This is a genomic window from Streptomyces sp. NPDC058796 (genome assembly GCF_042745235.1).
Lineage (GTDB): Bacteria > Actinomycetota > Actinomycetes > Streptomycetales > Streptomycetaceae > Streptomyces.
In genome coordinates this window covers 306190-325433 of record NZ_JBHYOP010000007.1, presented here as the reverse complement: position 1 = coordinate 325433, position 19244 = coordinate 306190, and the positions used below count along the sequence as shown (strand labels likewise).

Genomic DNA, 19244 nt, shown 5'->3' with positions numbered 1-19244 from the left:
TACCCCGGGCTGGAGGTACTAGAGGACGAGGAGCGCGCCGCACAGCGCGAGCGCCATGGTGCACAGGGTCGCCGCCGTGGCGTGCGGCGGGGGCAGGGGGCGCGGCCTGGGCGTCGCGGAGAGGGTGCGGATGCGGTTGTGGGCGGTGCGCAGGAATGCCAGCCAGAGGGCGGCGCACAGGGCGGTGGCGACGACCGAGGCGGGGGTCACGCCGCCGTGCAGCGCGGTCTTCGCGGCGAGTACGGCGACGACGGTGGCGGAGAGGGTGGTGCGGCGCCAGGCGAGGCGGGTGCGTTCGGGCTGGAGACCGGGGTCGCGGTCGACGCTCACGGTCAGCCTTCCCAGCCGGCGAGGACCACGACGACCATCGCGACCGCGACGACGGCGACGACCATGCTGAGCAGGGCAGGGAAGCGGGAGACGGGGAGGTCCTCGCCGCGGCGCATGGCGCGTTCGCAGCGCACCCAGTGGTTCACGGCGCGCAGCGAGCACAGGACGCCGGCGGCGAGCAGGGCGAGGGCGAGACTCACGCGCCAGCCCCAGCGCAGGTCGGGCAGGAACTGGTCGACGGCGAACCCGCCGCCGATGAGGGCGAGGGCGGTGCGCAACCAGGCGAGGAAGGTGCGTTCGTTGGCGAGCGAGAACCGGTAGTCGGGGGTGCCGCCGTCCTGCCGGACCTCCCCGGGCGCGAACCAGAGCCGGATGTTCCGCACGAAATCGATCACGCGGGGACCCTATCGGGAGGGTCGCCTCCGGTGATGGGTCGGGGCGCGCCGGGGGGTGTCCGTCCTCGGAACGGCGCGAATCGGCCGGCCACAGAAGTGAACGGCGCGGACGCGCCAACCGCTGCGGGCGGCCCCCCCCGACACGTCCCCTTCCCGCCGTACGCGGCCAACCGCCCGCGCGGGCTGCGCCGCCTCCGCGCCAGCGTGCGCGGCTGCGGGCCGCCGCCGTCCCGCGTAGCTGCGGGCAGACGTGCCTCCCCCAGTGCCTGAACGGCCGGGGAGGTACCCCCCGGGGCGGCACGGGTGGGCGGTGGGGGCACCTCCCGTTCGAGCGAAGCCGAGAGCGGGGGAGGCACCCCGCCGCGCCGGGCTGCGCGACCCACCCCCGACGCCCACACCAACGCCGGGTAAGGAGGAAACGCCGGGCCGAGTCCCCCCGCTCACCCGGTCGGAAGGCCCCGCAGCCGCGAATACGCCGCCAACCCGTCCGGCACCCACTCCCACTCCCCGAGCCGCCCCTCCACCTCCGCCTCCGTGAGGAATCCGTGCCACGCCACCTCCTCCACCTGCGGAGCGACCGGCCCTTCGCAGCGCACCTCGTACACCGCCGACCACCAGGTCCGCCCGGCGCCGTCGTCGTACAGGAACTTGAAGAGGAACGACGGGCGCGGCAACCCGGTCACCCCCAGTTCCTCCTGCGCCTCCCGCAGCGCCGCGTCGTCGTAGGACTCGCCGGCGCCCACCACCCCGCCGACGAACATGTCGTACAGGGAGGGGAAGACCAGCTTCGTCGCCGTGCGGCGGTGGACGAAGACGCGGCCCTGGGGGTCGCGGGCCAGCACGAAGGCGCAGCGGTGGCGCAGCCCCTGCGCGTAGGCGTCGCCCCGGCGGGCTTGTCCCACGATCCGGTCGTTCTCGTCGACGATGTCCAGGATCTCGTCAGCAGCGCTCATGGCGCCCATCCAAGCAGGACGGGCCGTCAGCGCCGTTCCAGGGCGGCCCGTTGGTGGCCGCTCTCGCCCGTGCCCTGCGGCATCGCGGGGTGGAGACCGAGCAGGACGATGCCCGTCACCACCGCCGTGAGGCCACCCGCCTCCCAGGCCAGCGCGGCGGTGTCGGTGCGCAGCCGGTCGCCGAGGAAACCGACGCCGCAGACGATGCCCGCGAGCGGCTGGGCCGCCGTCAGGGCCGGCAACGACCTGCGCAGCGGTGCCGTCTCGAAGGCGCTCTGGACCAGGATCAGGCCGGTGACACCGAGCACCACGACCGCGTACGGCTGCCAGCCGGTCAGCAGTTCCGCCAGGCCGCCCGAGGTGAAGCGCCGGCCGCTGATCCGGGTCAGCGCGTCCTGTACCCCGTAGACCAGGCCGGCGGCCAGCGCGAGCAGGGTCGGGCCCCAGCTCAGGCGGGCGCGTCCGGCGCATGCCGTCAGGAGGACCGCCAGGCCCAGCATGACGCCGATGAGCAGCCAGTGCCGCAGTGGCGAGGTCACCGCGCTGCCGCCCCGCGGCTCCCCCGCGACGATGAATGCCGTGACCCCGCCGGCCAGCAGAGTGAGGCCGGCCCAGCCCTGGCGGCCCAACGGCCGGCGGGTCTGGGCGCGGGACAGGGCGAGGGCGAAGAGCAGGTTCGTCGCCAGGAGGGGTTCGACGAGGGTCAGTTCGCCGCCGCCGAGCGCGACCGCGCCCAGCGCCATGCCGGCCACCATCAGGCCCATGCCGGCCAGCCAGCGGGGAACGCGCACCAGGTCCAGCAGGAGGCGGGGGGAGAGGAAGTCGCCCAGTGGGGCGCGCTGGGCCGCGTTCTGCTGGAGGACGAAACCGAAGCCGAGGCAGCAGGCGGCGCCCACGGCGAGGACGAGAACCAGAACCGACACGCTGCGTACCTCGATCGTCGCCGGGTCACGGGTGCGTCGGGGCCGACTCTAGCGCCGGGGGTCCGGGCGTGCCGGTCGGGTGACGCACATGGGGGGCCGCGCCAATCAAGTTGCTTTTTGTACAAGCGAGTTGACGCGTGTAACGCGGAATCCGGCCTTGACGTCAAGCCTTGGCTGCCGGTTTGCTGTGCGTGATCAGTTCATGGCAAACCGGCTACGACGACCCAGCGCGTCGCGTGAGGAAGATCCCGCGGTGTCCCCACCTCCGCCTCCCCTCGGCCGCGGCCGCAGACGCGCCGCCCAGGCCTTCGACGAGGCTCTCGACGACGCCGAACTCGTCACCGCCCGCGCGGCCCTGGCCCAGGGCCGGTGGCAGTCCGCCCGCTCCCTCCTGGTCCACACGGGTGACGACTGGGACCGGCGAGGGCACCGGGTGACGGTCCTCGCCAAGGAGCCCTACTGCGCCGCCTGGGCCCGCGAGTGGCTGCTCGCCGAACCCGACTCCGCCGACGCCTCGGTGCTGCTCGCCCTGGCCCTGGTCCACCGCGTCCTGCGCGGCAAGGAGAAGCCGGCCCGGGGGCGGGAGGCCTGCCAGGATGCCGCACGGCTGCTGCCGGACGACCCCACGCCCTGGCTCGGGCTCCTCATGCTGGAGCGGTCGCTGGGCGCCGACGACGACGTCGTCCGGGTGTTCGACGCGCTGCGCGGACGGTACGCGGACCACCACCACGCCCACCATCTGGTCGTGGCCCGGCTCGCCGAGCGGGACGGTGGCCGGGGATCCGATCCGCTGCACGAGGTGTACGACTTCGCCGCCTGGGCGGCGGAACAGGCCCCCGCCGACTCCCCGCTCGCCATCCTCCCGGTGGTCGCGCACGCCGAGCGCTACCGCGTGCTCGCCGCGGCCGGGCACGAGTCCGCCGACCCGAACGCCTCCGGGCACTGGGTCGGCCGCCGGGCCCGGCTGGTGATGAAGGCCGCCTTCGACTGGTGGCTGGAGTGGGAGCAGGACGGCCATCCGCGGCGGCTGATCGACCTCAACTTCCTCGCCCACGCCAAGTCCTGCGAGGGCCGGGGAGCCGAGGCCGCCGCCCTGTTCCACCGCATCGGCGAGCACGCCACGCCCGCCCCCTGGTCCTACCCGGACCGCGATCCGTACTCCGCCTTCCGTGCCGCGCGCGCGAACGCGCTCGGCACGGCCTGACATCCGCCACGAAGACGAGAGAAGGTCGGCCCCCGATGACCACGGGCAGTTCGAGGACCACGGGCAGTTCCAGCACGAGCGGCGGCTCCATCAGCACCTTCAAGGGGCAGGAGCGGGCGCTGCGCGCCGACCGGCTGGGCACGGGCGGTCTGCTGCTCTCCGTACTGGCCTCCACCGCGCCGCTGATGGTGGTCGCCGGGGTGATGCCCACGACGTTCGCCGTGATGGGCATCGTCGGGCAGCCGCTGCTCTTCGTGGTGCTGGGCGTGGTGCTCGTCCTCTTCAGCGTCGGGTACGCCGAGATGAGCCGGCACGTGCACAACGCCGGTGCCTTCTACGCGTACATCTCCCGCGGACTCGGCGGCACCGCGGGCGCGGGCGCCGCCCTGGTCGCGCTGGTCGCCTACAACGCCCTCCAGGTCGGCATCTACGGCATCCTCGGCTTCGAGGTGTCCGGCCTCCTCGCCACCTACGCCGACCTGGACGTCGCCTGGTGGATACCGGCGCTGCTGGCCCTGCTCGCGGTGGGCACGCTGGGCTGGCTGAAGATCGACGTCAACGCGCGCGTGCTGGGTGTACTGCTGCTCATCGAGGTCGTGCTGGTCGTCGTCTTCGACATCGCCGCCGTCGCCGACCCCGGCGCGCAGGGGCTGTCCCTGCACGCCTTCGACCCGGACACCCTGACGGGGGCGGGCGTGGGGACCGCGCTGTGCTTCTGCATCGCCGCCTTCCTCGGCTTCGAGCAGGCGCCCGTGTACGCCGAGGAGACCAGCCGGCCGCACGTGCTCGTTCCGCGTGTCATGTTCCTGGCGGTGGGCGGGGTCGCGGTCTTCTTCGCGCTCAGCAGCTGGGCCCTGACCGTCGCCACCGGTCCGGACGAGATCGTCGGGACGGCTCAGGAGCAGAGCGCCGGGCTGCTGTTCTTCCTCACCGAGTCACGGCTCGGCGGTGCCTTCACCGACGTGCTGCACGTGCTGTTCGTCACCGGTATGTTCGCCGCGCTGCTCAGCTTCCACAACGTCGTCGCCCGGTACGCCTTCGCCATGGGGCGCGAAGGGCTGCTGCCCGCCGCCTTCGGGCGTACCAGCGGCTCCAGCGGCGCCCCGGGCACCGGGTCGCTGCTGCAGACCGCCGTGTCCGCCGTCGTCGTCATCGGCTTCGCCGTCGCCGACGACAAGCCGAACGGCGACGCGACCCAGCCCGTGCTGCACCTGTTCACCTGGGGCGGCAACATCGGGGCCCTCGGCGTGATCGTGCTCATGGCCGCCGCCTCGTTCTCCGTCGTCGCCTTCTTCGTCCGGCGCGGCGCAGCCGGCACCCAGGGCGTGCGGATCGCGACGTCCACCGTCGCGGGCGTGGCCCTCCTGGTCATCGCCGGCTACACGGTCAAGGACTTCGACGTCCTCGTCGGCGCCGGCCCCGGCTCCGCGCTGAGCTGGGCGCTGCCCGGCATCATCGCCCTCGCCGCGGCCGGCGGGCTGGTACAGGGCCTGCTGCTGCGCGCGCGGGCACCCGAGCGGCACGCCCGTATCGGCCAGGGCAACGAGGCGTTCCAGCTGGACAAGGCGGCTTCCTCCTGAGCCCCGAGCCTCACGGCGACGCGGAGGGCGTGGGCGGGGCCGGGGCGGCGAACACGAAGGCGTCCGGACGGACCACCTCCGTACCGCCGTACCGGACGCGCACGTCGAGCGGCGTGCCCGGGGCGGCGGACACGGCCGGGACCGTGACGGTCAGGCGGAGACGGTCACCGCCGTCCGCGGCCAGGGCGGTGAGCGGGCCCGGCGCGTCCACCCCGCCGACGGACACCGTGCCGTCGGCCAGCAACTCGGCGTGGTCGAAGTAGGTGCCGCTCAGCTCGACCGCGACCGGTTCGCCGGGGTGTGCGGTCCCGTCGGGCCCCGCGTCCACCGCGGCGATCGCGTAGGAGCAAGCCGGGGCGGAGGCGGGCGCCGGTTCCAGCCGCACGGTGGCTCCGGGATGGCGGCGGTGGAAGTCCAGCAGGCCGGACAGTACGGCGTGGGCGGCCCGGCCCTTGCAGTCGTCCGGCCGTTGCGCGGGCGACGTGGTGCTCAGGACCGCCGCCTCCCAGCTGCCGCCCCGGCCCTGCACCGCCAGGCAGGCGTCGGCGAGCCCCTGCAGCAGGCGCCGCTCCTCGGACGGCGGGAGGGAGGGGAGGGCGCGCTGGACGTCCGCGCAGCCGGTGGCGGGTGTGCGGAGCCGGTCGTAGAGGCTCTCGGGGTCCGGCACCGCGTCCGTGTCGGGGGAGACGGGGCCGGGCGGGAGCCAGGCCGGCGCGGTGAGGGGCGCCGGGCCGGGTTGCTTCGCCGGGGCGTCGGTGCTCCGTGGTACGGGCGTGGGGGAGGGGACGGCACGGGGAGGCGCGGTGGGCGGGCCTGCGGCGGGCGGGCCGCCGACCGGGCCGCCGCTGCCGTCCGGGTGCCATGAAGGGGCGGGCGCGGAGGACCCGCCCGCCGCGTGCGGTGTGCCGTCCCGGCCGTCCTCCGGGAGCCCGCCCGTCGGGCTCACGTCCACGCCGCGGTCCGGCGGTCCGGCCTCACCGGCGGCACAGGAGGCGGCGATCACCGCCACGGTCCCGGCGAGGCACAGCCCCGCGATCCGCGTGCCGAGCGATACCCCCATGCCGCCCCCCGACGTGGCCGCCCCGGACGCGTGCCGGGGAGTCCTCCATCATCCGGGCGCACGCCCCGCCGGGGAAGTGGCTCAGGCTCCGAAGTCCAGCAGCACCTTGCAGGACCGGGCGCGGTCCGCGGCCAGCGCGAACGCCGACTCCGCCTCCCGCACCGGCACCACCGCGCTGACCAGCGCGTCGAACGCGGGCTCGGTGGCGAGCAGGGCCAGCGCACCGTCGAACTCGTCGTCGAAGCGGAACGCCCCGCGCAGTTCGATCTCCCGGCTCACCACCAGGTTCCCGGCGAACGGACTCTGCCCCGGGGGCAGCATCCCGAGCTGGACGACGACCCCGCCGCGCCGGACCAGCCGCAGACAGGTGTCCAGCCCCGCCGCCACTCCGGACGCCTCGATCGCCGCGTCCGCCTCCACCGGCCACCCGGCGTCGTCCGGGTCGTCGGCCCGTACGACGGTGCCGGCGCCGGCGGCACAGGCGTACTCCAGGGCCGCGGGAAGCAGGTCCGTCACGGTCACGTGTGCCGCGCCCGCCGCCTTCGCCGCCGCGACCACCAGACAGCCGATCGGGCCGGCGCCGGTCACCAGGAGGTGCCGGCCGGTCAGGTCCCCGGCCCGGCGCACGGCGTGCAGGGCGACGGAGAGGGGCTCGGCGAGCGCCGCGCGGCGCGGGCCGAGACCGGCGGGCAGGGCGCGCAGCTGGGTGGCGGGGACGACGATCCGGGCCGCGAAACCGCCCTGGACGTGCGGGAAGCGGGCCGCGCTGCCCAGGTAACGGGTGTCCCGGCACACGTTGCGCCGCCCGTCCGCGCACTCCGGGCACACCCCGCACGGGGTCGCCGGGTGCACGGCGACGGCGGTACCGGCGGCGGGGCCCGCGGTGTCCGGGGAACCGTACGCCACAACCGTGCCGACCACCTCGTGCCCGAGCAGCATCGGCTCGCGCAGGCGGAAGTCGCCGACCCCGCCGTGCCGCCAGTAGTGCAGGTCGGAGCCGCAGACGCCGCCGTAGCGGACGGCGACCAGCGCCTCGCCGGGGCCGGGGCGCACGGCGGGCAGTTCCTCGACGCGCAGGTCGCCCGCGCCGTGGATCACACAACCGAGCATCGAAGCCGCCTCCCCGGGGCCGGGTGCGGGGTTCACGAGTACGGGTCTCACAGGACGCTCGTCATGCCGCCGTCGACGTACAGGATCTGTCCGCCGACGAAGTCCGCGGCCGGCGAGGCGAGGAACAGCAGCCCGCCCACCAGGTCCTCCGTACGGCCCCAGCGGCCGGCCGGGGTCCGTCGGCGCACCCAGGCGCTGAACTCCTCGTCCTCGACCAGGGGCCGGGTCAGTTCGGTCTCGATGTACCCCGGGCCGAGGCCGTTGACCTGGACGCCGAGCGGGCCCCAGTCGGCGCACATGCCCTTGGTGAGCATCTTCAGGGCGCCCTTGGTGGCCGCGTAGGGCGCGATGCCCGGGCGGACCACCTCGCTCTGCAGCGAGCAGATGTTGACGATCTTGCCGCGGCCGCGTTCCGTCATCCGGCGTGCCGCCTCCCGGCCCACCAGGAAGGCGCTGGTGAGATTGGTGTCCAGGACGCGTTGCCAGTCGGCGTCGGCGAACTCCAGCAGGGGCGCCCGCAGCTGCATGCCCGCGTTGTTGACCAGGATGTCGAGCGGGCCCACCCGCTCCTCGACGTCCGCGATCCCGGCCGCCACGGACGGACCGTCGGTCACGTCGAACACGGCCGTGTGGACGTCTCCCGGCAGCTCCGCGGCGGCCTTGGCGAGGCGGTCGGCGTCGCGTCCGTTGAGGACCACCCGGCAGCCGGCCTCCGCCAGGCCCCGGGCCAGCGCCAGCCCGATGCCCCGGCTGGAACCGGTCACCAGGGCGGTGCGCCCGCCGATGTCGAAGAGAGGGTGAGCCGTCATCGTCGTGCCCCTAAATGACCAGTGAGAGGAGCAGGACCAGGGCGCCGGCGACCACCGAGATGATCGTCTCCATGACGGACCAGGTCTTGATGGTCTGGCCGACGTTCAGGCCGAAGTACTCCTTCACCAGCCAGAAGCCGGCGTCGTTGACGTGGCTGAAGAACAGCGAGCCGGCGCCGATCGCCAGGACCAGCAGGGCCGCGTGGGTCGTCGACATGTCGGCCGCCAGCGGCGCCACCAGACCGGCCGCCGAGACGGTCGCCACGGTCGCCGAACCGGTCGCCAGCCGGATCGCCACCGCGATCAGCCAGGCCAGCAGGAGCGCCGGGATCGACCAGTCCTCGGAGATCTCCAGGATCATCTGGCCGACGCCGGAGTCGATCAGCGTCTGCTTGAAGCCGCCGCCCGCTCCGACGATCAGCAGGATGCCCGCGATGGGTGCCAGACCCTTCTCGACGAGGCCGGAGAGGCGGTCCTTGCCGAAGCCGGCCGGGCGCAGCAGCGTGAAGATGCCGACGATCACGGCGGCGAGCAGGGCGATCAGCGGGTTGCCGATGACGTCGAAGGTGCGCTGCACCACGTTGTCCGGGTCGTCGATGACGATGTCGACGAGCGCCTTGGCCAGCATCAGCACGACCGGCAGCAGGATCGTCGCCAGGGTGGCGCCGAAGCCGGGACGCTTCTCCAGTTCCTCGGACGCGCGCTGCGGGATCATGCGGTCGGGGGCGGGGACGTCCACCCAGCGGGCCGCGTACTTCGAGAACAGCGGACCGGCGATGATCACCGTCGGGATGGCGATCAGGACGCCCAGCGCGAGCGTCACGCCGAGGTTGGCGCCGAGCGCGTCGATCGCGACCAGCGGACCGGGGTGCGGCGGGACCAGACCGTGCATCACGGACAGACCAGCGAGGGCCGGGATGCCGATGCGCATCAGGGAGTAGTTGCCGCGCTTGGCGACCATCAGGACGACCGGGATCAGCAGCACGATGCCGACCTCGAAGAAGAGCGGCAGACCGATCACGGAGGCGATCAGCACCATCGTCCACGGCATCGACCGGGGGGTCGCCTTGGCGAGGATGGTGTCCACGATCTGGTCGGCGCCGCCGGAGTCGGCGAGCATCTTGCCGAGGATCGCACCGAGGGCGATCAGGACGCCGACGCCCGCGACGGTGGAGCCGAGCCCGGCGGTGAAGCTGGTGATGACCTTGTCGAGCGGCGCTCCGGCGAACGCGCCGAGCGCCAGTGACCCGATGGTCAGCGACAGGAAGGCGTGCAGCTTGAACTTGGTGATGAGCAGAACGATGACGGCGATGCCCAGGAGCACGGCGATGCCCAACTGGGCGTGGCCGGCCGAGGTGATGGGCTCGACGGTGTCCGCTGCCAGCATCTCGACGCTGAGTCTGGTCACGGTGGTTCCCTTGCGGTGATGGGGATTCGGGGGAAGGTTCCGGGGCCGTGTCCGCGGGTGGCGGCACGGCCCCGGGGGAGGGTGGGGGGTTACGCACTGCGGGAGTACGGGAGAACCGGACTACCGGGTCGGCTCGGGGAGGCCCTTCAGGGCGGCGGCCGCCCGCTCGGTGATCTCCTCCGGGGTGCCGGCGACGTCCACGGCGACTCCCGCCTCGTCCGGCTCCAGGGGCTGGAGCGTGGCGAACTGGGAGTCGAGCAGGGCCGTCGGCATGAAGTGCCCCTGCCGGTGCGACATCCGGTCCTCGATCAGCTCGCGGCTGCCCGTGAGGTGCACGAAGACGACACCGGGAGCTGCAGCGCGCAGCCGGTCGCGGTACGACCGCTTCAGCGCCGAACTGCTCACCACCCCGCCGAGGCCCGCCCGCCCGTGCGCCCAGCCGCCGATGGCGTCCAGCCACGGCCACCGGTCCTCGTCGGTGAGCGGGGTGCCGGCCGTCATCTTGGCGATGTTGGCCGGCGGGTGGAAGTCGTCACCCTCGGCGTAGGGAACGCCGAGCCGGGCCGCGAGCAGGGGACCGATGGTGGTCTTCCCGGTGCCCGCCACGCCCATGACCACGACTACGTGGGGGGTGTGCAGTTGCTGCATCGCACTCTCGCTGTCTGCTGTCTTCGTCGACACGTGATGTCGACGTAACTGAAACCCATTAGGTACGACGAATTCAAGAGGCTGTGACATATAAGTCTGACTTTTTGTCCCCGTGACCTGCCCCGTACTCTGAGTGCATGAGCACACCGGGCCGGGGGCTGCACGGCCGCGTACTGGACACCCTCGGCCCCGCGATCACAGCGGGCGAGTACCCTGCGGGCAGCGTTCTGCGCACGGACGAACTCGCACAGCGTTTCGAGGTGTCGCGCTCGGTGATGCGAGAGGCCGTGCGGGTGCTGGAGTCCATGCACCTGGTCGAGTCGCGCCGCCGCGTGGGCGTGACCGTCCTGCCCGAGTGCGAGTGGAACGTCTACGACCCGCAGGTCATCCGCTGGCGCCTGGCCGGCTCCGAGCGCCCGCGGCAGCTGCGCTCCCTGACCGTGCTGCGGTCGGCGGTCGAACCGGTGGCCGCGGGCCTCGCGGCGCGGCTCGCCACGCCGGAGCAGTGCGCCGAGCTGACCGAGTGCGCGCTGGGCATGGTCGCCAACTCACGAGGTCACCGCCTCGAGGAGTACCTCTTCCACGACGTGGCCTTCCACCGCGTCATCCTGACCGCGTCCGGCAACGAGATGTTCGCCCGCCTCGGCGGCGTCGTCGCCGAGGTACTGGCCGGCCGCACGCACCACGACGTGATGTTCGAGGACCCCGACCCCGCCGCCGTCACCCTGCACGTCCAGGTCGCCGAGGCCGTCCGCGCCCGGGACGCCGAGCGTGCCGAGCGGCTGACCCGGGAGATCACGGTGGGGGCGCTGCACGAGCTGGACATCCTGGCGCCCTGACCCGCGAGCCGGTCAGTCGAGGAACTCCCCGTCCACGTACACCCACGCCCCGTCGACGCGCTCGAAGCGGCTCCGCTCGTGCAGCGAGCCGCCGCGGTAGGAGGCGCGGAAGGTGACCGTCCCGGTGGCGTGGAAGGCGGAGCCGCCGGTCGTCTCCCGGATCTCCAGCCCGGTCCAGCGCATCCCCGGGTCGAGGTCCAGGCGGGCCGGCCGGGTCCTCGGGTGCCAGGTCCGCAGGAGGTATCCCGCGTCGCCTTTCACGAAGGCGCTGTAGCGCGAGCGCATCAGGGCCTCGGCGGTCGGCGCGGACGCCGCTCCGGCGTGGAAGCGGCCGCAGCACTTCTCGTAGGGCTCGGACAGCCCGCACGGGCAGGAAGGCGTGGTCATGGCGGCCATTGTGCCGGTTGCGCGCACCGCCGGGAAAAGCAGAAGACCCCTGCTCGGCAGGGGTCTCGCCTGGTGTCCGAGGGGGGACTTGAACCCCCACGCCCGATAAAGGGCACTAGCACCTCAAGCTAGCGCGTCTGCCATTCCGCCACCCGGACAAGGTGTCTGTCGTGCGGGGCGTTGCCCGCGGCGACGACGTAAACATTACCAGGCTTTCCGGGGTGGCCGATCACCCCCTCCTTGGGCGCGGACGGCGTGAGGGGGAGGATGAGGGGGACCGACCAGCACTGACACCAGCAGTGACTTCAGCAGCGACCGCGGGAGGAAGCACGTGAGCGACTCGGGCACGGCCAGGAGCGTCACCGGCGAGGACGAGGTCGTCGACCTCTGCCGCGAGCTGATCCGGATCGACACCAGCAACTACGGCGACCACTCGGGTCCCGGCGAGCGCAAGGCGGCCGAGTACGTCGCCGAGAAGCTCGCCGAGGTGGGGCTCGAACCGCAGATCTTCGAGTCCCACCCGGGGCGCGCCTCGACGGTGGCCCGCATCGAGGGCGAGGACCCGTCCCGGCCCGCGCTGCTCATCCACGGCCACACCGACGTCGTGCCGGCCAACGCGGACGACTGGACCCACCACCCGTTCTCCGGCGAGATCGCCGACGGGTGCGTGTGGGGGCGCGGGGCCGTCGACATGAAGGACATGGACGCGATGACCCTCGCGGTCGTCCGCGACCGGCTGCGCACCGGACGCAAGCCCCCGCGCGACATCGTGCTCGCCTTCCTCGCCGACGAGGAGGCGGGCGGGACCTACGGCGCCAAGCACCTGGTGCGCGAGCACCCGGAGCTGTTCGAGGGCGTCAGCGAGGCGATCGGCGAGGTCGGCGGGTTCTCGTTCACCGTGAACGAGAAGCTGCGGCTCTACCTCGTCGAGACCGCCGAGAAGGGCATGCACTGGATGCGGCTCACCGTCGACGGCACGGCCGGCCACGGCTCGATGACCAACGACGACAACGCGATCACCGAGCTCTGCGAGGCCGTGGCGCGGCTCGGCCGGCACAAGTGGCCGGTCAGGGTGACCAAGACCGTACGGGCCTTCCTCGACGAACTGTCCGACGCGCTCGGCACCGAACTCGACCCCGAGAACATGGAGGAGACCCTCGCCAAGCTCGGCGGCATCGCCCGGATGATCGGCACGACCCTGCGCAACTCGGCGGCGCCCACCCAGCTCGGCGCCGGCTACAAGGTCAACGTCATCCCCGGCCAGGCCACCGCGCACGTCGACGGCCGCTTCCTGCCCGGCTACGAGGAGGAGTTCCTCGCCGACCTCGACCGCATCCTCGGCCCGCGCGTGCGGCGCGAGGACGTGCACGCCGACAAGGCGCTGGAGACCGACTTCGACGGCCGGCTCGTCGACGCCATGCAGACCGCCCTGCGCGCCGAGGACCCGATCGCGCGCGCGGTGCCCTACATGCTCTCCGGCGGTACCGACGCCAAGTCGTTCGACGACCTCGGCATCCGCTGCTTCGGCTTCGCGCCGCTCAGGCTGCCGCCCGAGCTGGACTTCGCCGGCATGTTCCACGGGGTGGACGAGCGGGTGCCGGTGGAGGGACTGCAGTTCGGCGTGCGGGTGCTCGACCGCTTCATCGACGCGTCCTGAACGATGTGCGCGGATGTTCGCGGCCAATTCGGTCGCGCGTGCGGAATGAGACCGGGAAGGGTGAATACGCTCATAGGCTCGTAGCCTCATTACTCCCTCCTCGTTACAGGTGATGCGATCAGCAACCTGGATCGCTTTTGCCAACTAGGAGGAATAATGCTCAAGAAGGTCGTCGCCGCCGCTGCCGCCACCGGTGGTCTGGTTCTCGCGGGTGCCGGCATGGCCGTCGCCGACTCCGGTGCCCAGGGTGCCGCCGTGCACTCGCCCGGCGTCCTCTCCGGCAACGTCGTTCAGGTGCCCGTTCACGTCCCGGTGAACGTCTGCGGCAACACGGTCTCCGTGATCGGCCTGCTGAACCCCGCCTTCGGCAACGTCTGCATCAACAAGTGACGTCGTGCCTCTCCCCATGAGGGTCTGAGTCCGTCGGCCCCGGAGCGCGCGCCATGCGCTCCGGGGCCGACGGACTTTGAGAGATTCTCGGGGACGGGAACCACGGCAACGGCGGAATTCTCGGCATTCTCGGTGTCACGGGACTAGGGCAAGGCAGGGATTCAGGAAATGCGACAGGTCACCCGCAAGGGCCTGATGACTATGGCGGCGGCCACCGGTGTGATCGCCGCCGCGGGCGGCACCGCCCACGCGGACTCGGGGGCGCACGGCTCGAGTTCGGGTTCGCCCGGCGTGCTGTCCGGCAACACGGTGCAGGCACCCGTGCACGTGCCGGTGAACGTGTGCGGCAACACGGTCGACGTCGTCGGCGTCCTCAACCCGGCGATGGGCAACTCGTGCGCCAACCAGGGCGGCGGGGCCTCCGGCGGACACGGCGACTCCAAGGACCAGCCGGGCGCGCACGGAGGCTCGCACGCCGACGGGCACGCCACCGACTCGCCGGGCGTCGGCTCCGGCAACACCGTGCAGGTGCCGGTGCACGTGCCGGTGAACGTGTGCGGCAACAGCGTCGACGTCGTCGGCGCCCTCAACCCGGCCACCGGCAACGACTGCGGCAACGGGGGTGGCGGAGATCACTCCACGCCGCCCGGCGGGGGCGATGAGACACCGCCCGGGGAGCCGGGTGACCCCGGGGAGCCGGGCAACCCGGGCGAACCTGGAGACCCGAGTGACCCCGGGGACCCCGGAGACCCGGGTGATCCCGGAGACCCGGGTGATCCCGGCGGCCCGGGCGATGACGCCCCCGGCGGATCCTCGGACGGCAACCAGCCGGACACCCAGACCGTCACCCAGCCGCAGGGCGGCGCGCAGCTCGCCGAGACCGGCAGTGACCTGCCGCTCGGCCTGGCCCTCCCGGTCGGCGCGGGCGCGCTGCTCGCGGGCACGGTGCTGTACCGCAAGGCGCGCGCCTCGGCGTGACGCGGACCGTGACCGCGGGGCCGGGTGGCCCGCACGCACGGCGGGCCCCGCACGGCGGGGCCCGCTCCGTCTTCGTCACCCGGGACCGGTCGAGCCCGGTCACCCGGCTCACCAGGTGGCGCGTACCTGGCGGATGATCCGCCGCCGCAGCCGCACCCTGCGGCTGCCGTCGCGCAGCAGGCTCAGGCGGTACAACTCCCAGTGTCCGTACTCGGCGTGGTCGGTCAGCAGACGCGCAGTCTCCTTGCGGGAGACCCCGCGCGGCACGTACACGTCGACAAATTCGTATTCCGGCATCGAATCTATTGTGCGGGCTGGGGCCCGGTACGGATAGCGTCTGCACTATGTCTGATGCTGCGCAGCCCACCGCTGCCGAGGTACGCGCCGCCGCCGAGGCGGTCAAGACCGCGCTCGACCGCCACCTGGCCGCGGTCGAACGCCGGTCGGGGGAGGACGACCCGGCCGTCTACGACGCGTTCAACCAACTGGCCGCGGCCGCGGAGGCGTACGACGAACTGCTCTACGACCGTTACGACGAGGTCACCCCCTTCGAGATCCCCGGCGACGACTCCCTGCCGCCGTACGACGGACCCGAGGAACCGAACGCGCTGAGCGTCCTGATCCGCCGTGACTACGCCGTGGCCGAGCCGCAGCGGCTGATGGCCCAGGCACGGCGGGTCGAAGCGGCGGACGAGGAGGGGGAGGGCGTGGCGGCCTCCGGCACGGTGCACGGGGCGCTGGGCCTCCTGTTCGGCGAGTTCGAGCCGGACGAGATCGCCTCCCGGCACAAGGAGTTCGGCTTGGAGGAGGGTGACTCCACGCTCTGGGTGACGGCCTCGGACGAGACGGCGGAACCGGGAGAGTGGCTGGAAGCCCCGTTCGAACAGGTCGACCCGCAACGGGTGGTCTGCCGCTTCGACGTCAGCGCGGTCTTCGACGACGAGTTCGACGACGACCTGGAGGAAGATCTCGACACCGATCTGGACGGGGACCTCGACGGCGGCCTCGACACGGACGAGGACGGGGAGACCGAGCTGCTGGAGGTGGATCGCCGAGGGTCGTGAGCCGCCAGTGGGCGGCCCGGGACGGCGGCGGCCGACGGGGATGTCCGTCGGCCGCCGCCGTCCTGCTCGACCGGGTCAGCCGGCCACCGGAACCTGCGGCGCGAGCAGCACCGGCAGCCGGGTCGTGCGCGGCTTGGCCGGGACCTCGGCCACGGCACGCGGCAGCGCCTGCTCCACGCCCTGCACCACGGACAGATGACGGCCGGCCCGGCCGAAGGCCGTGTAGATCCAGGGCCGGCTGAGTGCCTGCACGGCGTCGCCCGGCAGGACCACGACCACCGCGGGCCACCGCCCGCCCGCCGCCTGGTGCGCGGTCAGCGCCCAACCGTGCCGTACGGACCGCTCCACCCGCTCCTGCGGTACGACCACGGACTCACCCGCGCACGACAGGTGCAGTCCGTCGGTGTCGGCCTTCACCACCCGGCCCGGCAGCGTACGGCCCGGCACGGGGGAGTAGACGACGCGGTCGCCGGGGTCGAAGCCGCCGAAGCGGCCGGGGCCGGGATTCAGCCGCTGTTTCAGTGCCGCGTTGAGCGCCCGGGTGCCCGCCGCGCCGCCGTGGCCCGGCGTGATCACCTGCGTGTCCTCGGCGGGCACGCCGATCGCACGCGGTACGGAGTCCGCGACGAGCTGGACGGTGCGGTGCACGGCCTCGCCCGCGTCCCGCACCGGCACGATCACGACCTCTTTGCCGGGCGCCTCCACCTGGCCCAGTTCACCGATGCCGATGCCGGAGACCAGTTCGCCGAGCGGACCGGGGTCCGGGCGCCGGGAGGCGATCTGCGGGCAGGCCCGCGCCGCCAGCAGGTCCGCGAAGATCCGTCCCGGTCCCACGGACCACAGCACCGCGGGGTCGCCTGCCAGCACCAGCCGCGCCCCGTCCGGCAGGGACTCCACCAGCAGGGCGCCGGCCTCGACGTCCAGCTGCGGGGCGTCGAGCACGACGAGCAGATCGAGGTCCAGCGCGCCGTCGGCGTCCCGCCCCGGTCCCTCGGTGCCGGCCAGCAGCCCGGCGACCGTGACGGCGCGGGCGGGGCCGGTGGGGGCGGAGCTCTCCTGGGCGGGCGCGGCCGGGTCCGGGCCGTGGGGTGCGGACGCGGTGCCGTCGCCCAGGTGGGCGGCGAAGCGGTCGCGGCCGAGCGGACCGGGCGCGGCGGCCCAGGCACGCAGGCCGAGCGCGTGGGCGGCGCGCAGCAGGGCGGCCGGCTCGGCCAAGGACGCCTCGCCGCCGGTGTGCAGGACCAGTCCGTGCCCCGCGACGGCGCGGATCAGGTCGGAGGCGGCACCCTGCGCCGAGTCCGCGGCCCGCTCCCAGTCCGCGGCGGAACCGTCCTCCTTGGGCGCGGAGTTGACCAGCCGTGCCAGGCCGTCCGCGAGGCTCTCCTCGGCGAGCGCGAACCGCTCGAGACCGATCAGCACCCGGACCGGACGCTCCGCGTCCTCGTCCGGTGCCTCCGCCTCACCGGGCCCGTCGGCCCCGGCCCCGCCCGGTGCGGTCCCCGGGCGGGCGCCGGGCTCGTCCAGCGGGTCCTGGAACGCCAGCGCCTCGCCCTCGGCGAGCGTGCTCTGCACGGCGGCGTCCGGGTCCGGCACGCCGCGCTGGGCCAGCGTGGCCGTCAGCCGCGGCAGCTCCAGGGCCGTGTGCCCGGCCAGGGCCGCCTGCTCGAGCAGCCACACGGTGACCGCACGGCCGCGGCGCTCGTCGTCCGGGCCGCACGCCGCGCCGAGCAGCGACCGGGCGAACCCGTCGGCCTGCTCCGGCCGCACCCCGCCGACCCGCAGCAACTGCCAGGGGTCCGCGCGCAGCGCGTCCTCCGCGCCCTCGCCGAGCAGTGCCGCGGTCTGGGGTGCGAGCGCCTCGGGGGCGCCGCCCTCGGCCAGCACCCGCCGCACGGCCTGGACGGCCTCCGGGGCGGGGGCAGCGGGCCCGGTGACCTGCTCGGCCTCCACCGGCCGGGGCCGTGGCGCCGGCTCCGGCGCGGGCCGGCGCGGCGCGGGAGCGGGCTCGCCGAAGACCGTGGCCGCGGGCTTCTCGCCGCTCTCCACGGCCCGTACGGCGGCGAGCAGGTCGGCCGCCGTGCCGCTGAGCTTGGCCCCGGCGTCGATCGGCGCCTGCTTCTCGGCCTTCCGCCGCTCGATCCGTTCCCGCTCGATCCGCTGGGCCGCCAGCTCGGCCTCGGCCTCGGAGGCCCGAGCGGCCGCACCGTCCTCGCCATCGGCGGCGTCCGGCACCCCCGAGGCGTCCGCGCCACTGGCGTCGTCGGACCCCGACGGCCGCCCGGCCGCCCCCGTGTCCGCCGGTCCGGTGGCGTCCTCGCCGTCCGTCCCGCCCGTCTCGGCTGCCCGCGCGTCGGCGGTGGTCCCGCTCCGGTCACCCGGACCGGCGTCACCGGCCCTCTCGCCGCCGGCCTGCCCGGCCTCTTCCGTCGTGCCCGGCGTCTCCGGTCCGGCGTCCACGGTGGCCGTGGGATCCTCGGAGGTGGGCTCGGGCTCCGTGCTCACAGCGTGCTCCAGTCGTGATCGGGATAGCGGTGCACGGGCGCCGACACGTCGTCGAGCGCCCGGCAGATCTCGTCAGGAAGACTAAGGGTCTCCACTGACAACGCCGCCGTGAGCTGCTGCGCGTTGCGCGCGCCGACGATCGGGGCGACCACACCGGGCCGGTCCCGCACCCACGCCAGCGCCACCTGCAGCGGCGTCACGGCGAGCCCGTCCGCCGCCGTCGCCACCGCGTCCACGATGTGGCCGGCCGTGTCGTCGAGGTAGGGGGCGACGAAGGGGGCCAGGTGTTCCGAGGCACCCCGCGAGTCCGTTGGCGTCGCGTCCTTGCGGTACTTGCCCGTGAGGACCCCGCGGCCCAGCGGGGAGGAGGGCAGCAGCCCGATGCCCAGGTCCAGGGCGGCCGGCAGCACCTCGCGCTCGATGCCGCGCTGGAGCAGCGAGTACTCCATCTGCGTGCTCGCGAGCCGGTTCCGCACGCCCGGCGCCGCCAGCTGCCAGGTCGCCGCCTTGGCCAGCTGCCAGCCGCAGAAGTTCGACACGCCCGCGTACCGGGCGCGGCCGCTGCTCACCGCCACGTCCAGCGCGTGCAGCGTCTCCTCCAGGGGCGTGTTGGGGTCGAAGGCGTGCAGGTGCCACACGTCGACGTGGTCCGTGCCCAGGCGGGCCAGCGAGGCGTCCAGCGCGGAGAGCAGGTGGGCGCGCGAACCGTCGAAGCGGCGGTCGGGATCGGGCACGCTGCCCGCCTTGGTCGAGATCACCAGGTCCCGGCGCGGCACCAGGCCCTCCATGAGTCGTCCGAGCAGGTACTCGGCCTCCCCGTCCCCGTACACGTCCGCCGTGTCGACGAGGGTCCCGCCCGCTTCCCAGAAGGTCTTCAAGAGGTCCGCGGCGTCATGCTCGTCCGTGTCCCGGCCCCAGGTCAGGGTGCCGAGACCGATGCGGGACACGCGCAGGCCGGTGCGGCCGAGATGCCTCTGCTCCATGAACGCCGACATTACTGGCCACGG

General features: G+C 73.7%; 20 protein-coding genes and 1 tRNA gene. 7 read left to right on the top strand and 14 right to left on the bottom strand.

Going from position 1 to position 19244, the window contains the following annotated elements; translation table 11 throughout:
- Positions 1-18: 18 nt before the first annotated feature.
- The 4 genes from ACFW47_RS19835 to ACFW47_RS19820 all read right to left on the bottom strand — a co-directional run bounded on the left by ACFW47_RS19835 (position 19) and on the right by ACFW47_RS19820 (position 2601).
- Positions 19-330 (bottom strand): DUF202 domain-containing protein, encoded by a 312-nt coding sequence (locus ACFW47_RS19835; protein WP_386287391.1) that lies wholly within the window; start codon positions 328-330, stop codon positions 19-21.
- Between the two features lie 2 nt (positions 331-332).
- Positions 333-725 (bottom strand): YidH family protein, encoded by a 393-nt coding sequence (locus ACFW47_RS19830; RefSeq protein WP_386306453.1) that lies wholly within the window; start codon positions 723-725, stop codon positions 333-335.
- A gap of 440 nt (positions 726-1165) precedes the next feature.
- Positions 1166-1678, bottom strand: a complete 513-nt coding sequence (locus ACFW47_RS19825) for an NUDIX hydrolase (protein ID WP_386287395.1) — start codon at positions 1676-1678, stop codon at positions 1166-1168.
- 26 nt (positions 1679-1704) lie between these two features.
- Positions 1705-2601, bottom strand: coding sequence for a DMT family transporter (locus ACFW47_RS19820; protein ID WP_386306451.1), 897 nt, complete (start codon positions 2599-2601; stop codon positions 1705-1707).
- A 253-nt stretch (positions 2602-2854) separates the two neighbouring features.
- Between ACFW47_RS19820 and ACFW47_RS19815 the strand changes: the two genes are divergently transcribed.
- Together ACFW47_RS19815 and ACFW47_RS19810 are read left to right on the top strand one after the other, a co-directional pair.
- Complete coding sequence (locus tag ACFW47_RS19815) at positions 2855-3805, top strand: hypothetical protein (protein WP_386306450.1); 951 nt, start codon at positions 2855-2857, stop codon at positions 3803-3805.
- A gap of 35 nt (positions 3806-3840) precedes the next feature.
- Positions 3841-5385: an APC family permease gene (locus tag ACFW47_RS19810; RefSeq protein ID WP_386306449.1), complete on the top strand. Its 1545-nt coding sequence runs from the start codon at positions 3841-3843 to the stop codon at positions 5383-5385.
- Positions 5386-5395: 10 nt separating this feature from the next.
- Here the strand turns inward: ACFW47_RS19810 and ACFW47_RS19805 are convergent, their stop codons facing one another.
- The 5 genes from ACFW47_RS19805 to ACFW47_RS19785 all read right to left on the bottom strand — a co-directional run bounded on the left by ACFW47_RS19805 (position 5396) and on the right by ACFW47_RS19785 (position 10420).
- Entirely contained in the window at positions 5396-6445 is a 1050-nt protein-coding gene (locus tag ACFW47_RS19805; protein WP_386306448.1) for a hypothetical protein, read from the bottom strand.
- Positions 6446-6526: 81 nt separating this feature from the next.
- A complete protein-coding gene (locus ACFW47_RS19800; protein WP_386306447.1) occupies positions 6527-7555 on the bottom strand; it encodes an L-idonate 5-dehydrogenase in 1029 nt (342 codons plus the stop codon).
- Positions 7556-7602: 47 nt separating this feature from the next.
- Positions 7603-8364, bottom strand: coding sequence for an SDR family oxidoreductase (locus ACFW47_RS19795; RefSeq protein WP_386306446.1), 762 nt, complete (start codon positions 8362-8364; stop codon positions 7603-7605).
- 10 nt (positions 8365-8374) lie between these two features.
- Complete coding sequence (locus ACFW47_RS19790; RefSeq protein WP_073730971.1) at positions 8375-9772, bottom strand: GntP family permease; 1398 nt, start codon at positions 9770-9772, stop codon at positions 8375-8377.
- A gap of 120 nt (positions 9773-9892) precedes the next feature.
- Complete coding sequence (locus ACFW47_RS19785; protein WP_386287408.1) at positions 9893-10420, bottom strand: gluconokinase; 528 nt, start codon at positions 10418-10420, stop codon at positions 9893-9895.
- Between the two features lie 137 nt (positions 10421-10557).
- On the opposite strand from ACFW47_RS19785, the gene ACFW47_RS19780 reads away from it, so the two are divergent.
- On the top strand, positions 10558-11259 hold the full coding sequence (locus tag ACFW47_RS19780; protein ID WP_386287410.1) for a FadR/GntR family transcriptional regulator: 702 nt from the start codon (positions 10558-10560) through the stop codon (positions 11257-11259).
- Between the two features lie 12 nt (positions 11260-11271).
- Here the strand turns inward: ACFW47_RS19780 and ACFW47_RS19775 are convergent, their stop codons facing one another.
- Together ACFW47_RS19775 and ACFW47_RS19770 are read right to left on the bottom strand one after the other, a co-directional pair.
- Positions 11272-11646, bottom strand: coding sequence for a YchJ family protein (locus ACFW47_RS19775; RefSeq protein ID WP_386306444.1), 375 nt, complete (start codon positions 11644-11646; stop codon positions 11272-11274).
- 70 nt (positions 11647-11716) lie between these two features.
- Positions 11717-11804, bottom strand: a tRNA-Leu gene (locus ACFW47_RS19770).
- 173 nt (positions 11805-11977) lie between these two features.
- Here ACFW47_RS19770 and ACFW47_RS19765 point away from each other — a divergent pair.
- The 3 genes from ACFW47_RS19765 (at position 11978) to ACFW47_RS19755 (ending at position 14671) form a co-directional block, all read left to right on the top strand.
- Complete coding sequence (locus ACFW47_RS19765) at positions 11978-13303, top strand: M20/M25/M40 family metallo-hydrolase (RefSeq protein WP_386287414.1); 1326 nt, start codon at positions 11978-11980, stop codon at positions 13301-13303.
- 156 nt (positions 13304-13459) lie between these two features.
- Positions 13460-13693 carry a chaplin ChpH gene (gene chpH / locus ACFW47_RS19760; protein WP_055416097.1) on the top strand — a complete coding sequence of 78 codons (234 nt, stop codon included), beginning with the start codon at positions 13460-13462 and terminating at the stop codon, positions 13691-13693.
- A 168-nt stretch (positions 13694-13861) separates the two neighbouring features.
- Positions 13862-14671 carry a chaplin gene (locus ACFW47_RS19755; protein WP_386287416.1) on the top strand — a complete coding sequence of 270 codons (810 nt, stop codon included), beginning with the start codon at positions 13862-13864 and terminating at the stop codon, positions 14669-14671.
- Between the two features lie 108 nt (positions 14672-14779).
- Here the strand turns inward: ACFW47_RS19755 and ACFW47_RS19750 are convergent, their stop codons facing one another.
- Positions 14780-14968, bottom strand: a complete 189-nt coding sequence (locus tag ACFW47_RS19750) for a DUF5703 family protein (protein WP_030244084.1) — start codon at positions 14966-14968, stop codon at positions 14780-14782.
- A gap of 47 nt (positions 14969-15015) precedes the next feature.
- Between ACFW47_RS19750 and ACFW47_RS19745 the strand changes: the two genes are divergently transcribed.
- Positions 15016-15735 carry a hypothetical protein gene (locus ACFW47_RS19745; protein WP_386306442.1) on the top strand — a complete coding sequence of 240 codons (720 nt, stop codon included), beginning with the start codon at positions 15016-15018 and terminating at the stop codon, positions 15733-15735.
- Between the two features lie 75 nt (positions 15736-15810).
- On the opposite strand, the gene ACFW47_RS19740 is transcribed toward ACFW47_RS19745, so the two are convergent.
- Positions 15811-18237: a helix-hairpin-helix domain-containing protein gene (locus tag ACFW47_RS19740; protein ID WP_386286127.1), complete on the bottom strand. Its 2427-nt coding sequence runs from the start codon at positions 18235-18237 to the stop codon at positions 15811-15813.
- Positions 18234-19220, bottom strand: coding sequence for an aldo/keto reductase (locus tag ACFW47_RS19735; RefSeq protein WP_386286128.1), 987 nt, complete (start codon positions 19218-19220; stop codon positions 18234-18236). The genes ACFW47_RS19740 and ACFW47_RS19735 overlap by 4 nt, the downstream gene beginning before the upstream one ends.
- Positions 19221-19244 lie beyond the last annotated feature (24 nt).

Coding starts and splice junctions, on each gene's coding strand:
- ACFW47_RS19805 (WP_386306448.1), bottom strand. CDS start 6,445: ATGGGGGTATCGCTCGGCACGCGGATCGCGGGGCTGTGCCTCGCCGGG.
- ACFW47_RS19825 (WP_386287395.1), bottom strand. CDS start 1,678: ATGAGCGCTGCTGACGAGATCCTGGACATCGTCGACGAGAACGACCGG.
- ACFW47_RS19750 (WP_030244084.1), bottom strand. CDS start 14,968: ATGCCGGAATACGAATTTGTCGACGTGTACGTGCCGCGCGGGGTCTCC.
- chpH (WP_055416097.1), top strand. CDS start 13,460: ATGCTCAAGAAGGTCGTCGCCGCCGCTGCCGCCACCGGTGGTCTGGTT.
- ACFW47_RS19785 (WP_386287408.1), bottom strand. CDS start 10,420: ATGCAGCAACTGCACACCCCCCACGTAGTCGTGGTCATGGGCGTGGCG.
- ACFW47_RS19810 (WP_386306449.1), top strand. CDS start 3,841: ATGACCACGGGCAGTTCGAGGACCACGGGCAGTTCCAGCACGAGCGGC.
- ACFW47_RS19745 (WP_386306442.1), top strand. CDS start 15,016: ATGTCTGATGCTGCGCAGCCCACCGCTGCCGAGGTACGCGCCGCCGCC.
- ACFW47_RS19775 (WP_386306444.1), bottom strand. CDS start 11,646: ATGACCACGCCTTCCTGCCCGTGCGGGCTGTCCGAGCCCTACGAGAAG.
- ACFW47_RS19755 (WP_386287416.1), top strand. CDS start 13,862: ATGCGACAGGTCACCCGCAAGGGCCTGATGACTATGGCGGCGGCCACC.
- ACFW47_RS19735 (WP_386286128.1), bottom strand. CDS start 19,220: ATGGAGCAGAGGCATCTCGGCCGCACCGGCCTGCGCGTGTCCCGCATC.
- ACFW47_RS19800 (WP_386306447.1), bottom strand. CDS start 7,555: ATGCTCGGTTGTGTGATCCACGGCGCGGGCGACCTGCGCGTCGAGGAA.
- ACFW47_RS19795 (WP_386306446.1), bottom strand. CDS start 8,364: ATGACGGCTCACCCTCTCTTCGACATCGGCGGGCGCACCGCCCTGGTG.
- ACFW47_RS19780 (WP_386287410.1), top strand. CDS start 10,558: ATGAGCACACCGGGCCGGGGGCTGCACGGCCGCGTACTGGACACCCTC.